This window comes from Pseudomonas sp. B21-036, assembly GCF_024748925.1.
Lineage (GTDB): Bacteria > Pseudomonadota > Gammaproteobacteria > Pseudomonadales > Pseudomonadaceae > Aquipseudomonas > Aquipseudomonas palmensis.
In genome coordinates this window covers 189640-204304 of the sequence record NZ_CP087178.1, presented here as the reverse complement: position 1 = coordinate 204304, position 14665 = coordinate 189640, and the positions used below count along the sequence as shown (strand labels likewise).

Here is a 14665-nt window from a genome sequence, read left to right as displayed (position 1 = left end):
ATGAGTGCTGCCACCGCCCGCCAGACGGCGCACCCCAGCCCACCTGCGCAGCCCGCGCCACGGCACGCGCTGCACCCTGAGTTGAGCAGCGCGCAAGTGCGCCTGATCGGCGTCAACAAGACCTACCCCGGGCAGGCCACGGCGGCGCTGGCGGACATCGACCTGAACATCCAGCGCGGCGAGATCTTCGGCATCATCGGCCGCAGCGGCGCCGGCAAATCGTCGCTGATCCGCACCCTCAACCGCCTGGAGCAACCCAGCAGCGGCCGGGTGCTGATCGACCAGGTCGACATCGGCGAGCATAACGAGGACCACCTGGTGGCGTTGCGCCGACGCATCGGCATGATCTTCCAGCACTTCAACCTGATGTCGGCCAAGACCGTGTGGCAGAACGTCGAACTGCCGCTGAAGGTGGCCGGCGTGCCCAAGGCCCAGCGCCAGCGCAAGGTGGCCGAACTGCTGGAGCTGGTGGGCCTGCAGGACAAGCACGGGGTGTACCCGGCGCAGTTGTCGGGCGGGCAGAAGCAGCGCGTGGGCATTGCCCGCGCGCTGGTGCACGACCCGCAGATACTGCTGTGCGACGAGGCCACTTCGGCGCTGGACCCGGAGACCACCGGCTCGATTCTGGCGCTGCTGCGCGACATCAACCAGCGTCTGGGCCTGACCATCATCCTGATTACCCACGAGATGGCGGTGATCCGCGATATTTGCCATCGCGTGGTGGTGCTCGAGCGCGGGCGCATCGTCGAGCAGGGGGCGGTGTGGCAGGTGTTCGGCGACCCGCAGCACGCGGTCAGCAAGACCTTGCTGGCCCCGCTGCAGCCAGCCTTGCCGCAGCACCTGCAGGCCCGCCTGCTGCCCGAGGCGCCGAATGCGCAGGCCGCGCTGGTACTGCGCCTGCGCATCAGCGGGCGCGACCGCGAGGCACCGGAACTGTCGACGCTGTTCGCGTTGCTGGGCGGCCAGGTGAGCCTGCTGCAGGGCGGTATCGAACCAATCCAGGAACGTGCGCTGGGGCAGCTGGTGGTGTCGGTGGCCAACTCGGCGCACGGGCATGCGCAGGTGATCGAACGGGCACGCCAGTGGGCGGCGCAGGTGGAGGTGCTGGGCTATGTGGTTTGATCGATTGTTGCAGGGGGTGCTCGACACCCTGCTGATGGTGGGCGTGTCGTCGCTGATCGCGTTGCTGGCGGGCATTCCGCTGGCGGTGATCCTGGTAACCAGCGGCAAGGGCGGCATCTACGAGGCGCCGCTGGTGAACCGCGTGCTGGGGGCGTTCGTCAACCTGTTCCGCTCGATACCGTTTCTGATCCTGATGGTGGCGTTGATCCCGTTCACGCGGCTGATCGTGGGCACCACGTATGGCGTGTGGGCGGCGGTGGTGCCGCTGACGATTGCGGCCACACCGTTTTTTGCGCGCATTGCCGAGGTGAGCCTGCGCGAGGTGGATCACGGGCTGATCGAGGCGGCGCAGGCGATGGGGTGCCGGCGCTGGCACATCGTCTGGCATGTGCTGTTACCCGAGGCGCTGCCGGGCATCGTGGGCGGCTTCACCATCACCCTGGTGACCATGATCAATTCGTCGGCGATGGCCGGTGCGATTGGTGCCGGAGGGTTGGGGGACATCGCGTACCGGTACGGGTACCAGCGCTTCGACAGCCAGATCATGCTGACGGTGATCGTGATGCTGGTAGTGCTGGTGGCGTTGATCCAGCTGGGCGGGGACCGGTTGGCGCGGGGGTTGAACAAGCGATGATCGCTTCGCCGGCAAGGCCGGCTCCTACAGACGACGCCCTACCCGTAGGAGCCGGCCTTGCCGGCGAAGAGGCCAGCCAGAACACATCAATAACCAACTACCTGCACCTTCGACAGCTGCCCGCACAGCCAGGATGAAACGGCCAGGCGTTGGACAGCGTCGGCTGCTTCGCCGGCAACGCCGGCTCCTACAAACGACGCCCTACCTGTAGGAGCCGGCCTTGCCGGCGAAGAGGCCAGGCCGAACACATCAATAACCAACTACCTACACCTTCGACAGCTGCCCGCACAGCCAGGATGAAACGGCCAGGCGTTGAGCAGCGTCGGCTGCTTCGCCGGCAACGCCGGCTCCTACAGACAACGCTCTACCCGTAGGAGCCGGCCTTGCCGGCGAAGAGGCCAGCCAGAACACATCAATAGCTAACTACTCTGCACCTTCGATAACTGCCCACACAGCCAGGATGAAACGGCCAGGCGTTGAGCAGCGTCGACTGCTTCGCCGGCAACGCCGGCTCCTACAGACGACGCCCTACCTGTAGGAGCCGGCCTTGCCGGCGAAGAGGCCAGGCCGAACACATTAAGAACCAAAGCCATACGTCTCACCAACAACGCCACAGCTACCTTGAAATCTCTACCTTTCAAGGAAACTGACATGGATCGTTCAAACGCTCACCTCCTGCGGCGCGGCCGGTTCTCCGAACCCGGCAGGCTGTACCTGCTCACCAGTGTGGTCGAGCACCGGCACCCGGTTTTCAGCGACTTCCAAATCGCCCGCCTGATGGTCGAGCAACTGCAGTACGCCCAGCACCAGCGCCTGGCCAAGTCACTGGCCTGGGTGCTAATGCCAGATCACCTGCATTGGCTGATCGAACTGCAACACGGCACTTTGGCGTCACTGATGCGCAAGATCAAATCCCGCAGTACCTGCCTGGTGAACAAGACATTCCATCGAAAAGGTCGTCTTTGGCAACACGGCTTTCACGATCGCGCGCTGCGCAAGGATGAAGATGTCCAGGCAGTGGCACGTTACATCGTGGCCAATCCTCTACGGGCCGGGCTCGTGCAAAACATCGGGGACTATCCGCACTGGGATGCCATCTGGCTTTGAACCGTGCAACGGCTTTCGCCGGCAAGGCCGGCTCCTACAGGGGCAGGCCGGCCAGCGAACGGGCCATCACTCGCGCTGCGGCTCCTTGATCTTGTACCAGGCCACATACAGCGCCGGCAAAAACAGCAAGGTCAGCAACGTGGCGACAATGATGCCGCCAATCATCGCGTAGGCCATCGGCCCCCAGAACACTTCCCGCGCAATCGGAATCATGCCCAGGCTCGCCGCCGCCGCCGTCAGCAGAATCGGCCGGCGACGATGGTCCGTGGCCTCCACCACCGCATCCCACGGCGCATACCCATCGGCCTCGTACGCATCGATCTGCGTCACCAGGATCACCGAGTTGCGGATGATGATCCCCGCCAGCGCCAGAATGCCCAATATCGCCACGAACCCCATCGGCGTACCCGTGGGGATCAGCGCCAGCACCACGCCAATCAAGCCCAGCGGCGCCACGCTCGCCACCAGGAACAGCTTCTGCACACTGTGCAGCTGAATCATCAGGAACGTCGCCATCAGAAACAGCATCAACGGCACCACCTTGGCAATCGGCCCCTGGGCCTTGCCGCTCTCCTCCACCGTGCCCCCCGTCGCCACCTGATAACCGGCCGGCAACTTACGCGCAAACTCGTCGATCTGCGGCTTGAGCTGCGCCACCAGGTCAGTCGGCTGGATCTCGTCACGCACCGCCGCCTTGACCGTGATGGTCGGCTTGCGGTCACGCCGCCACACCAGCGGCTGCTCCAGCTCGTAACGCACCGTGGCAAACGCCAACAAAGGAATCGAGGTGCCGCTGGGCGTGACGATCTGCAGGTTCTGCAGGGTCTGCGGCGAGTCACGCTCGCTGTCCACCGCGCGCCCGATCACGTCGATCAGGTAGATGTCATCGTTCACCTGGGTCACCGGCGAGCCGCTGACGATGCCGTTCATCAGGTTGGCCACGTCCTCGGACGACAGCCCAAGCTGGCGCGCCTTGTCCTGGGCAATGTCGATGCGCAGCACCTTGCCCGGCTCGTTCCAGTCGTAAATGATCTCGCCCACATGGGAGTTGCCATCGAGCAGCGCCGCCAGTTCGATCGCATGCTTGCGCACCTGGTCGATGTCCTTGCCGCTGACCCGGTACTGGATCGGCCGCCCCACCGGCGGGCCCATCTCCAGCGACTGCACGTAGCTGCCGATGCCGACAAAGTCCTTGCGCAGGCGCTCCTTCAGGCGCGCCGTGAGCGCCTCGCGCGACTCCAGACCCTTGCTCACGATCACCAGCTGGGCGTAGTACGGGTTCTCCAGCTGCTGGTCCAACGGCAGGTAGAAACGGATCGCGCCCTGACCGATGTAGGTACTCCAGCGCAAGATGTCCGGGTCGTCCTTGAGGGTCGCCTCCAGCTTGTCCACCGCCTTGCGCGTCTCGTCGATGGAGGCGTTCTGCGGCAGGTTGAGGTCCACCAGGATCTCCGGACGGTCCGAGGACGGGAAGAACTGGTTCTGCACGAAGCGCATGCTGAACACCGCCAGGGCGAACAGCACCACGGTGCCGATGATGGTGATCCAGCGGTGGCGCATGCACCACAGCAGGCCATGGTTGAAACCGCGACCGATACGCCCGGGCTCGGCGTCGTGGGCCTTGACCTTGGCGCTGAGCAGGTGCACCCCCAGCACCGGCGCGAACAGCACCGCCACCACCCACGACACCAGCAGCGCCACGGCGATCACCGCAAACAGGGTGAAGGTGTACTCGCCCGCGGAGCTGGCGTTCAGGCCGATGGGCACGAAACCCGCCACCGTCACCAGGGTGCCGGTGAGCATCGGGAACGCGGTGGAGGTGTAGGCGAACGTGGCCGCCTGCTCCTTGCTCTCGCCCTTCTCCAGCCGCGTGACCATCACCTCCACGGTGATCATCGCATCATCCACCAGCAGGCCCAGCGCGATGATCAGCGCGCCGAGGGAGATCCGCTGCATGGTGATGCCGCTGTACTCCATGAACACGAACACCATGGCCAGCACCAGCGGGATCGAGCAGGCCACCACCAGCCCGGCACGCACCCCGAGGCTGATGAAGCTGACCACCAGCACGATCACCACCGCCTCGAACAGCGCACTGGTAAAGCCGCCCACGGCCTCCTCGACCACCACCGCCTGGTCCGACACGGTGTGCACGCCCACGCCCACCGGCAGGTCGGCGGTGGCGGCCTCCATGCGCTCGTGCAGCTGCTTGCCGAAGGCCTGGATGTTGCCGCCCTTCTTCATGCCGATGGCCAGGCCGATGGCAGGCTTGCCGTCGTAGCGGAACATCGGCGTGGGCGGGTCGGCGTAGCCGCGGCTGATCTCGGCGATATCGGCCAGGCGATAGAAGCGGTCGTCCAGGCGCAGGTTGACCTGCTCCAGGTCTTTCTCCGAGGCGAACTGGCCAGTGGTGCGCACCGAGATTCGCTCGGGGCCGGCCTCCATCACCCCGGCCGGGGTCACCGCATTCTGCGCCTGCAACGCCTGCACCACCTGGCGCTGGTCGATGCCCAGGGCCGCCAGCTTGCGGGTGGAGAAGTTCAGGTACAGCACCTCGTCCTGCTGGCCGATCATCTCGACCTTGCCCAGCCCCGGCACCTCGCGGATTTCTGCACGTACCTGCTCGACGTAATCGCGCAGCTGGCGCATCGAGATGCCATCGGCGGTGAACGCATACACCGAGCCGAACACATCGCCGAACTCGTCGTTGAAGCCGGGGCCCTGGATGCCCTGGGGGAACTCGCCGCGGATGTCCTGGATCTTCTTGCGCACCTGGTACCAGATCTGCGGGATGTCGCCAGCCTTGGTGGTATCGAGCAGGTTGACGAACACCGTCGACTCGCCGGGCCGGGTGTAGCTTTTCACGTAGTCGAGCGAGTCCAGTTCCTCGAGTTTCTTCTCGATGCGGTCGGTGACCTGCAGCAGGGTCTCGTCCTGGGTGGCGCCGGGCCAGCGGGTCTGGATGACCATGGTCTTGATGGTGAACGAGGGGTCCTCCTCACGGCCCAGGTTGAAATAGGAAAACACCCCCATCAGCAACGCGACGAACATCAGGTACCAGACGAAGGATTGGTGCTTGAGTGCCCATTCCGACAGGTTGAAGCTTCCTTTCATCGCGGGCCTTCCTCATCGATTTTTACCTTCTGGCCAGGCTTGAGGCTGTTGACCCCCGCCGTGACCACACGCTCGCCCGGCTGCAGGCCGGCACTGAGCACCACGCTGTTGTCCAGCCGCTCGCTGACCTTCACGTCACGCAATGAAACCGTATGCTGCTGCGGGTCGACGACCCATACCCGGGTGTGCCCGTCGACCTCCTGCAGGGCGCTCAACGGCAGCTCGCTGCGCGGTTGGATCGCCGAGCTCAGGGTGACGCTGATGGCCGTGCCCAGGCGAAAGGCCTCGGGGGTGTCGGCCAGGGTCAGGCGCGCGCGCCGGGTACGCGTGGCCGCGTCGGCCTGGGGCTCGATCTCGCGCAGCACGGCACTGGTGTTCACGCTGGGGTCGAGCTGCGCGGCCACCAGGAACTTCACCTCGCCCGACAGTTCGTCGGCCAGGCCTGCGGGCAGGTCGATCACCGCCTCCTTGACGTCCGGGCGCGCCAGCGTGACCACGCCCTGGCCGGCGGTGACCACCTGCCCGGCCTCGGCCTGCCAGGCAGTGACCACGGCGGGGTGGTCGGCCTGCAAGGTGCTGTAGCCGAGCTGGTCGCGGGCCTGGTTGACCGCCGCCTTGGCCTGTTCGAGCGAGGCGCCGGTAGTCTTCAGGTCGGTCTGGGCGATGTCCAGCTGGGCCTGGGCACCCACGCCCCGGTCGAACAGCTGCTGCTGACGACGGGCGTTGGCCTGGGCGTTGATCCACTGCGCCTGCACCTTGGCCAGGTCGCCTTCGGCGGCACGCAACTGGTTCTGCTGGTCGGTGGGGTCGAGGGTGGCCAGGGTGTCGCCGGCCTTCACCGTGGCGCCCACATCCACCCAGCGCCGGGCGATGCGCCCGCCCACGCGAAAGCCCAGGGTGCTTTCGTAGCGCGCCTGGATGGAGCCGGCAAAGCGCCCCAGGCGCGCCTGGTCCTGCGCCTGCACCACCTGGGACAGCACCGGGCGCACCGGCTCGGGCGGCGGCTCGTCATCGGCGCAGGCGGCCAGCAACACACAAGCGAACATCAGCCACAGGGTCCTCATTGCGTCACCCCGATATCGGCTGGGTCTGCCACTTCCACCTGCATGTCCGGGTGCAGCAACTGCCCACCCGCGATCACCACGGTTTCGCCGCCCTTGAGGCCGTCGCCCACCACCACCTTGCCGGTGAGGTAGCGCAGCACCTTGACCTTGCGCAGGTTGACCTTGTTGTCCTGGCCCACCAGCCACACCGCCGGGTCATGCACATCCTTGGTCAGCGCCGACCACGGCAGCTCGATGCTCGGGGTGCCCTCGGCCCTGGCCGTGGCACTCACCACCGAGCCCAGCTGCATGGCCGGCGGCACCTCGCTCAGGCCGACCTTGACCTGCACCGTGCCGCTTTGCGCCGAGACCGTCGGGGTGATTTCACGCACGTGCCCCTTGGCTTGCACCTTGGGGTCGTCGAGCAGGCTGACGATGATCGCCTGCTGGGTGGGTGGCGCCATCAGCAGCGATTCGTAGACGTTGAACACCGCGTCGCGCTCGCCGTCGCGGGCCAGGGTGAAGATCGGCACGGTGGCCTGCACCACCTGCCCCACCTCGGCCTGGCGCGCGGTGATCACCCCGGGCGCCTCGGCGATCAGCGCGGTGTAGCTCAGTTGTTCGCGGGCGTTGGCCAGTTGCGCCTGGGCGGCCTTGAGCGCGCTCTGGCTGCTGCGCAGGGCGGCCTGGGCCGCGTCGTATTCGCTCTGGCTGGTGTAGCCCTTGGGCAGCAGCTTCTGCTGGCGCACGAAGGCGGCGGAAGTCTGGGTCACGCGAGCCTGTTCGGCGAAGACCTCGGCCTTGGCCGAGTCGACATTGGTTTGCAGGTCCTTGGGGTCCAGGCGCGCCAGCACCTGATTGGCGCTGACGTGATCGCCCACGTCGACGTTGCGCTCGATGATCTTGCCGCCCACGCGAAACGACAGGTCGGCCTGTACCCGTGCCTGAACATCGCCGGTGAGGGTCACGGAGGCTGCAAAGTCGCCGGCCTTGACCTGTTGCACCGCCACCCTGGGCAGGTCGGGTGCGGCGGCTTTCTTCTCGCCGCAGCCAAGCAGCAGCGCAAGCCCCAGGCAGACGATCAGGTTGGGGGGCGACACCGTCATGCGGGCTCCTTGCGTGGGTTCTGGGCAGTTGCTAGATGCGACTGTTAGCGTAGATCAGGGTTCCGCGTGCCGCTTGTCCTGGGGGCAATTGAGCACAGCGGCGACGTTGCGAGGGGTGGGTACTGTCGCCTGCATCGCGTTTGATCGCGGCGCTGGAGCAGGATGCGCAGAGCAACTGCATCGTGCTGGAGAAGGCGTTGGGGCAGACGCGGGGGTGGGGCAAGGGCGGTGGCCGGAGAGAAGGCGGGGCCGCGGGGCGGCCCGTCGCGGGTCAAGCCCGCTCCCACAAGGACCGTCGCTGTCTGTATGGGAGCGGGCTTGACCCGCGATAAGAGCGACGCGGTGTCAGGGCCTCAGCCCTGCCATTTGCCGCCCTCGACGATCACGCTCTCCGGCTTGGTGTCGTCGCTAAGCTCCTTGCGCACGTACTGGTCATACAGCTTGAGCAGGTACTTCTGCTCGCCCAGGCGCGCCAGCTCGCTGTTGACCCAGTCACGCAGCTCGATGTTGCCCTTCTTCACCGCCGGCGCAATCGGCGCTTCCTCGCCCAGCTTCTCGTCCAGCACACGGTAGCCCGGGTTCTGCTTGGACCAGCTGAACAGGATCAGGTTGTCCTGCGCATACGCATCGCCACGGCCATTGGCCAACGCCTGCAACGACTCGGAGTTCTTCTCGAACTTGAGCAGTTTCCAGTCCGGGTGGTTCTTGGTCAGCCAGATGTCCGCCGTGGTGCCGGTGGTGACGATGGTGGTCTTGGCCGCCAGGTCGTCGAGCTTCTTCACCTCGCTGCCCTCGGGCACCAGCGCCTGTACCGCCACGCGCAGGTTGGGGTTGGTGAACTCCACCGCTTCCTTGCGCTCCGGGGTCACGGTCATGTTGGCCAGAATCAGGTCGACCTTGTCGCTCTGCAGGAAGGGAATGCGGCTGGCCGGCTCCACGGCCACGAACTCGACCTTGTTCTCGTCGCCCAGCAGCGACTTGGCCAGCTCGCGACCGATGTCGGTGTCAAAGCCCACATAGCGCCCGCTTTCATCCACATAGCCGAATGGCGGCTTGTCGGTGAACACGCCGACGATCAGTTTGTCGCGGGCCTTGATGGTTTCCAGGTAGCTGGTGGCCGGCGCTGCGGCATTGGCGGCAGGCTTGCTCGGCGCTTCGGATTTGTTGCACCCGGCCAGTACGGCCAGGGTGAACAGCGACAGCAGCAGTTTTGAAGCGTGGGCAGTCTTCATGACAGTTCCTTGTGTGGTGTCTTGGGCAGGCTTTCGACAAAGGAGAATTTCTCCAGGAACTGCTGCGCGCGTGCGGTCTGCGGGTTCGTAAAGAAGCTCTCGGGGGGGCTCTGTTCAAGGATCCTGCCGGCCTCCATGAACACGATGCGGTCGGCCACCGCGCGAGCGAAGGCCATTTCATGGGTCACGATCAACAGGGTCATGCCGTCGCGGGCCAGGCCCTGGATCACCTGCAGCACTTCCTTGACCATCTCCGGGTCGAGGGCGGCGGTCACCTCGTCGAACAGCATCACCTGCGGGTTCATGCACAGCGAACGCACAATGGCGATACGCTGTTGCTGGCCACCGGAAAGCTGGCGCGGATAGGCGTCGCGCTTGTCCAGCAGGCCCACCCGCGCCAGCAGCGCTTCGGCCTGGGCCTGGGCCTCGAGGCGTTCGCGCTTCTGCACCTTGAGCGGCCCGAGCAGCAGGTTTTCCATCACGCTCATGTGGCCGAACAGGTGGTAGCTCTGGAACACCATGCCCACCTGCTGGCGCACCTGGCGCCAGTCGGTGGCCTTGCTCAGCAACTCTTTACCGGCCAGTGTCAGGCTGCCGCCGTGGGCCACTTCCAGGCCATTGAGGCAGCGCAGCAGGGTGCTCTTGCCGCAGCCGCTGGGGCCCAGGATCACCACCACTTCGCCGCTGCGCACCTGCAGGTCGATGCCCTTTAGCACCTGGTGCTCACCGAAGAACTTGTTGAAACCCTTGAACTCGATCAATGCGCTCATGCGTGTGTCCAGCGCCGCTCCAGCGCCCGCGAGGCGGCCGACAGCGGGTAGCAGATGAAAAAGAAGAACAGGAACAGCGCACCGTAGATCAGCACCGACTCATAGGTGCGCTCGATGATCTGCTGGCCCACCTTGATCACGTCCACCACGCCGATCAGCACTGCCAGCGAACTGGTCTTGATGATGCGCGTGTAGATGTTGATGGTCGGCGGGGTCATGCGCTTGAGTGCCTGGGGCAGCAGCACGTAGCCATACAGCTGCCAGCCATCCAGGCCGATCGACAGCCCCGCCTCGCGTTGCCCGCGCGGCAGCGAATGCAGTGCACCGCGCACCACCTCGCCCACCTCGCTGGCACCCCACAGCGACAGCACCAGCACCGCGCACCAGAAGCTGGGAATGCTCACGGCAAAGAAGATCGGCAGGCCGAAGAACAGCAGGTACAGCCACACCAGTACCGGTATCGCCCGAAACAGCTCCAGGTACACCCGCAGCACCAGGTTCACGCTGCGCTTGCCGAGGGTGGCGAGCACGCCGTAGAGCACCCCGCCCAGGGTACTGAAGGCGATGCCCAGGGCCGAGATCGACAGGGTTTGCGCGGCGCCCTGGGCCAGTTGCGGCAGCGACACCAGCAGCAGTTCAAGACCCGAACTGGCCATGTTGCAACCTCCTTTCCAGGCGGCTCAGCAGCAGCGACAACGGCAAGAACAGCAGCACGCAGATCAGCGTCAGCACCGCGAGCATTTCGTAGGTCTTGTAGTACAGGGCGATGTAGCTCTTGGTGGTGTAGAGAATCTCGGGCACCGCCACCGCCGACACCACGGTGGTTTCCTTGAGCAGGAAGATGAAGTTGGCGAACAGCGCCGGCAGGCTGAGGATGCCAGCCTGGGGCAGGATCACGTGGCGCAGCAGCTGGCCTTCGGACAACCCGATGGAGCGACCGGACTCCAGCTGTGCGGCAGGCACCGCCTCGACACCGGCGCGCAGCACCTCGGTCAGGTAGGCCCCGCCGAGAAACGTCATGGTGATGATCGCGGCGGCGAAGCCGGAAATCTTCAGGCCCAGGCTGGGCAGCGCGAAGTACACGAAAAACAGCTGGATCAGCAGCGGCGTGTTGCGTGCCAGCTCCACGTACAGGCCCACGGCACGCTGCAGGTAGGGCGTGCGGTAGACCAGGATCGCGGTGTTGATCACGGCCACCACCAGCGAGGTGGCGATGGCGATCAGGCCGACCTGCAGGGTGACCCCGACGGCCTTGAGAAACGCGGGCAATGTGCTGAGGATGAATGCGACGTCGAAGCTCATCGGCGTGGCCTCGGCGTCCGAAACAGGGTGCGCTGCATGGGGGTGGTCTCGAACCGGCCCGAGGGTAGACGGGCGGTGGCGGCTAGGGTTGGGCGTGCCGGTAAGCACTTTGGTAATACTCTAAAGCTATAAAAATATTTATTTAAATATCTTTATTGCATATTGATATCACGCAAAAAACTAACCGCAAATTTCCTCGTGGCAGGCGGGATCTTTCCCGCGCGCGCGCCATCAAACAGCTGTCGTGCGCGGCCCCGTGGGCCGTTCAACCCACAAGGAAAACAACACCATGAACAGCGACCAGCCGACCCTCGACCCCAGCGAACTGATCAAATGGCTGACGGCCCTGCGCCGCGCGGTCAACACACCACGCTGAAACCCCATTCAAAAAAAACGCCGACCCGGTAACCGGAGTCGGCGTTTTGCATCGTGCGGTCTACAGCGGGCGAATCAGAACGCCGGCAGTACCGCGCCTTTGTATTTCTGCTCGATGAAGGCTTTCACTTCAGGGCTGGTCAGGGCCTTGGCCAGCTTCTGGATGGCGTCGCTGTCCTTGTTGTCGGGGCGCGCCACCAGGAAGTTCACGTAAGGCGAGTCGGAACCCTCGATCACCAGGGCATCCTTGGCCGGGTTCAGGCCGGCTTCCAGCGCATAGTTGGTGTTGATCATGTCCAGGTCGACCTGGTCCAGCACGCGTGGCAGCAGGGCCGACTCAAGCTCCTTGAACTTGAAGTTGTGCGGGTTCTTGGCGATGTCCTTGGGCGTGGCCAGGGCGTTTTTCGGATCTTTGAGTTCGATCAGCCCGGCCTTCTGCAGCAGGATCAGCGCACGGCCACTGTTGGAGCCTTCGTTGGGGATGGCGATGGTGGCGCCGTCCTTCAGCTCGGCCAGGCTCTTGACCTTCTTCGAGTAGCCACCGAACGGTTCGACGTGTACGCCGATCACGGTTTCCAGGTGGGTGCCTTTACCTTCGTTGAAGCTCTTGAGGTAGGGCAGGGTCTGGAAGTAGTTGGCGTCCAGACGCTTCTGATCGACCTGCACGTTGGGCTGCACGTAGTCGGTGAACACCTTGATTTCCAGGTCCACGCCTTCCTTGGCCAGGGTTGGCTTGATCAGCTCGAGGATCTCGGCGTGGGGCACCGGGGTGGCGGCAACCACCAGCTTCTGGCCGGCGTGGGCGAAGCCTGCAACCGACAGAGCGGCTGCCAATGCAGTCAACAACAAAGCCTTTTTCATGCGCAGTCCTTATTCGAATCACAGCCATCGTCGACGGCGGAAGAGAGGGTGCCAGTATTGTGCTAGCTGGCGTGGAGGCGACAATACCGAGATTTTTTATTCCTTAACAATATCTTTTATGCAGACGCTTATATCTTTTTGACTGATAAAGAAGAGAGCACCGGCTGGCCTGCCAGGTGCATCCGGCGCCGCAACAGACAATGCTCGCGATCTATCGATTAGCGGTCTCGATGGCAACCTCAGTGATGACAGTGGCCAGTTCCTTCTCGAGTGCACCATCACCCTGCACATTGGCGTAGATGTCATACCTGATCTCATGCGTGGAATTCATCCAGCGCAATCCCGTCCTCCTGACCCCACCCATTACTTTTTCCGACGTTTTCACCAGGGGCTTGCCGGGGTCCTGAGGCTTGGCGTAATCATCGTCGTAAACCACCACGCGCTGTGTCAGCTCGCGCTCATAGTGGGTCTCGTAGGTCACCACATAATCATCGCCGCACGAATAAAGCGACATGACGCCGTTCAAGCCGCCCTCCTTCATCTCGACCCCGGAGGGGAGTTCTTTGGACAGCCGACATTGCAACTTCTCGATCGCTGCTCGGGATTGCGATTTGAATCGGACGGCTTGAGCCAGCCTTCTGTCGCTCGCCTGGGCGAGTGTGATCATCGAACTGAATTGCTCGAAACCAGGAAAGGTCGAGTTCTTCTCTGGCTCGGCCGTGGGCGAGACCGCCCTTTTCTCAATGACCTTCTGGATATGGGTATTGCCACTGAGCGGTAGAATCTCCAGCTCGGCGCTTGCCGAAAAGGAAGCGAGCAGCGTGCTCATGTACAGCATCGACAGGCGCATCAGCGGCTGGCCTGGGCAAGGAAGACACGTACCGCGCAAGGTAGGTTTTTCATGAAAATCCTTTCAATGCTTCAAGCGATCCAAGGCTTGCGAAGCAAGAAGGTAATCCACCTCATTCGCATCTGCAACGGTTGCTCCGCAGACAACCGCCTGTGCGTTACGCCTACACACCCAACCGCAGCGCCACCTTCTCCAGCAAGGCCTTCAGGCCACTGCGCTCACTTGCACCTGCGCGCAGCAACACCTCGATCTGCCGCTCCAACGTGGCCAGCGGCGTCAAGGTTTCCGGCAGGTTCAGATGCTCGGGCAGTATTTCCTCCCCGCTGCTGACCAGCAGGGCGAAGTGAATGACGTTTTCCAGTTCGCGGGTGTTGCCCGGCCAGCTGTGCAGTTCCAGCACCCGCTGCGCGGCCTCGCTGAGCAGCGGCGGCACGGCCAGGTTCAGGCGCGGGCTGTAGATGCCCACGAAGTACTCGGCCAGCGGCAGGATATCGCCCACCCGCTCGCGCAACGCGGGCAGCTCGAGGCGGCCTTCGTGCAGGTAGTGGTAGAGACGGTCGTGGAACTTGCCGGCGGCCACGGCCTGGGCCAGGTCGATGCTGGAGGCGGCCACCAGGCGCACGTCCACCGGGTTGGGTTGCTGGGCGCCAACGCGGGTGACTTCGCGGTTTTCCAGGGCGGCCAGCAGCTTGACCTGGATCGGCAGCGGCAGGTCGGCGATTTCATCCAGGTACAGCGTGCCGCCGTTGGCCGAGCCGAACCAGCCGGCGCGGCTGCTGGCGGTACCACTGTGGGCGCCGGCGCTGTAGCCGAACAGTTCGGCGTCGGCGTAGGTGGGGCTGATGGCGCCGCAGTTGACCGAGACGAACAGCCCGCCGCGGTCGCTGGCGCGGTGGATCTGCCGGGCCAGCAGCTCCTTGCCGGTGCCGCTTTCGCCGCGGATCAGCACGGGCAAGGCCAGCGGCGCCAGCAGCTCCAGCTCTTCGCGCAGCTGGCGCGAGCGCGGGTCGACGAACACCAGCGCCTTGGCGCGGATGCTCAACGGGCTCTTGTCGCTCTCGGGGAAGGTCAGCAGTGGCTGGCCGTAGGTGTCGTGAAGGCTCATGGCAAACTCCCGCCCGAGCGACTCACGGCGCGGACGTCTTGATG

The 14665-nt window shown here is 64.4% G+C and carries 13 protein-coding genes; 3 read left to right on the top strand and 10 right to left on the bottom strand.

The features are described 5' to 3' along the window. The 3 genes from LOY33_RS00920 to LOY33_RS00910 all read left to right on the top strand — a co-directional run bounded on the left by LOY33_RS00920 (position 1) and on the right by LOY33_RS00910 (position 2863). Positions 1-1122 carry a methionine ABC transporter ATP-binding protein gene (locus LOY33_RS00920; RefSeq protein WP_258660716.1) on the top strand — a complete coding sequence of 374 codons (1122 nt, stop codon included), beginning with the start codon at positions 1-3 and terminating at the stop codon, positions 1120-1122. Beyond that, complete coding sequence (locus LOY33_RS00915) at positions 1112-1756, top strand: methionine ABC transporter permease (RefSeq protein ID WP_054915900.1); 645 nt, start codon at positions 1112-1114, stop codon at positions 1754-1756. Before LOY33_RS00920 ends, LOY33_RS00915 begins: the two co-directional genes overlap by 11 nt. Before the next feature lie 651 nt (positions 1757-2407). Continuing rightward, a complete protein-coding gene (locus LOY33_RS00910; RefSeq protein WP_258660710.1) occupies positions 2408-2863 on the top strand; it encodes an REP-associated tyrosine transposase in 456 nt (151 codons plus the stop codon). Positions 2864-2929: 66 nt separating this feature from the next. Here the strand turns inward: LOY33_RS00910 and LOY33_RS00905 are convergent, their stop codons facing one another. The 10 genes from LOY33_RS00905 to LOY33_RS00855 form a co-directional block, all read right to left on the bottom strand. Then, complete coding sequence (locus LOY33_RS00905; RefSeq protein ID WP_058541695.1) at positions 2930-5977, bottom strand: efflux RND transporter permease subunit; 3048 nt, start codon at positions 5975-5977, stop codon at positions 2930-2932. After that, positions 5974-7041: an efflux RND transporter periplasmic adaptor subunit gene (locus tag LOY33_RS00900; RefSeq protein ID WP_043861587.1), complete on the bottom strand. Its 1068-nt coding sequence runs from the start codon at positions 7039-7041 to the stop codon at positions 5974-5976. The genes LOY33_RS00905 and LOY33_RS00900 overlap by 4 nt, the downstream gene beginning before the upstream one ends. Then, complete coding sequence (locus LOY33_RS00895; protein WP_043861586.1) at positions 7038-8126, bottom strand: efflux RND transporter periplasmic adaptor subunit; 1089 nt, start codon at positions 8124-8126, stop codon at positions 7038-7040. Before LOY33_RS00895 ends, LOY33_RS00900 begins: the two co-directional genes overlap by 4 nt. Before the next feature lie 353 nt (positions 8127-8479). Next, positions 8480-9358 (bottom strand): transporter substrate-binding domain-containing protein, encoded by an 879-nt coding sequence (locus LOY33_RS00885; RefSeq protein ID WP_054915897.1) that lies wholly within the window; start codon positions 9356-9358, stop codon positions 8480-8482. Continuing rightward, positions 9355-10128, bottom strand: a complete 774-nt coding sequence (locus LOY33_RS00880) for an amino acid ABC transporter ATP-binding protein (RefSeq protein WP_043859913.1) — start codon at positions 10126-10128, stop codon at positions 9355-9357. Before LOY33_RS00880 ends, LOY33_RS00885 begins: the two co-directional genes overlap by 4 nt. Then, positions 10125-10784, bottom strand: a complete 660-nt coding sequence (locus tag LOY33_RS00875; protein WP_043859912.1) for an amino acid ABC transporter permease — start codon at positions 10782-10784, stop codon at positions 10125-10127. The genes LOY33_RS00880 and LOY33_RS00875 overlap by 4 nt, the downstream gene beginning before the upstream one ends. Continuing rightward, complete coding sequence (locus tag LOY33_RS00870; protein ID WP_043859911.1) at positions 10765-11430, bottom strand: amino acid ABC transporter permease; 666 nt, start codon at positions 11428-11430, stop codon at positions 10765-10767. Before LOY33_RS00870 ends, LOY33_RS00875 begins: the two co-directional genes overlap by 20 nt. Positions 11431-11880: 450 nt before the next feature. Next, positions 11881-12666, bottom strand: a complete 786-nt coding sequence (locus LOY33_RS00865; RefSeq protein ID WP_043859910.1) for a MetQ/NlpA family ABC transporter substrate-binding protein — start codon at positions 12664-12666, stop codon at positions 11881-11883. 211 nt (positions 12667-12877) lie between these two features. Continuing rightward, the gene (locus tag LOY33_RS00860; protein WP_258660704.1) at positions 12878-13516 is read right to left on the bottom strand and encodes a hypothetical protein; all 639 of its coding nucleotides are present in this window, start codon (positions 13514-13516) and stop codon (positions 12878-12880) included. 163 nt (positions 13517-13679) lie between these two features. Next, on the bottom strand, positions 13680-14621 hold the full coding sequence (locus tag LOY33_RS00855) for a sigma 54-interacting transcriptional regulator (protein WP_258660702.1): 942 nt from the start codon (positions 14619-14621) through the stop codon (positions 13680-13682). Positions 14622-14665 lie beyond the last annotated feature (44 nt).

Bases quoted from the DNA above. Each gene is read 5' to 3' on its own strand.
- LOY33_RS00875 (WP_043859912.1), bottom strand. From the start codon at position 10,784: ATGGCCAGTTCGGGTCTTGAACTGCTGCTGGTGTCGCTGCCGCAACTG.
- LOY33_RS00885 (WP_054915897.1), bottom strand. From the start codon at position 9,358: ATGAAGACTGCCCACGCTTCAAAACTGCTGCTGTCGCTGTTCACCCTG.
- LOY33_RS00910 (WP_258660710.1), top strand. From the start codon at position 2,408: ATGGATCGTTCAAACGCTCACCTCCTGCGGCGCGGCCGGTTCTCCGAA.
- LOY33_RS00895 (WP_043861586.1), bottom strand. From the start codon at position 8,126: ATGACGGTGTCGCCCCCCAACCTGATCGTCTGCCTGGGGCTTGCGCTG.
- LOY33_RS00900 (WP_043861587.1), bottom strand. From the start codon at position 7,041: ATGAGGACCCTGTGGCTGATGTTCGCTTGTGTGTTGCTGGCCGCCTGC.
- LOY33_RS00865 (WP_043859910.1), bottom strand. From the start codon at position 12,666: ATGAAAAAGGCTTTGTTGTTGACTGCATTGGCAGCCGCTCTGTCGGTT.
- LOY33_RS00905 (WP_058541695.1), bottom strand. From the start codon at position 5,977: ATGAAAGGAAGCTTCAACCTGTCGGAATGGGCACTCAAGCACCAATCC.
- LOY33_RS00855 (WP_258660702.1), bottom strand. From the start codon at position 14,621: ATGAGCCTTCACGACACCTACGGCCAGCCACTGCTGACCTTCCCCGAG.
- LOY33_RS00920 (WP_258660716.1), top strand. From the start codon at position 1: ATGAGTGCTGCCACCGCCCGCCAGACGGCGCACCCCAGCCCACCTGCG.
- LOY33_RS00870 (WP_043859911.1), bottom strand. From the start codon at position 11,430: ATGAGCTTCGACGTCGCATTCATCCTCAGCACATTGCCCGCGTTTCTC.
- LOY33_RS00915 (WP_054915900.1), top strand. From the start codon at position 1,112: ATGTGGTTTGATCGATTGTTGCAGGGGGTGCTCGACACCCTGCTGATG.
- LOY33_RS00880 (WP_043859913.1), bottom strand. From the start codon at position 10,128: ATGAGCGCATTGATCGAGTTCAAGGGTTTCAACAAGTTCTTCGGTGAG.
- LOY33_RS00860 (WP_258660704.1), bottom strand. From the start codon at position 13,516: ATGCGCCTGTCGATGCTGTACATGAGCACGCTGCTCGCTTCCTTTTCG.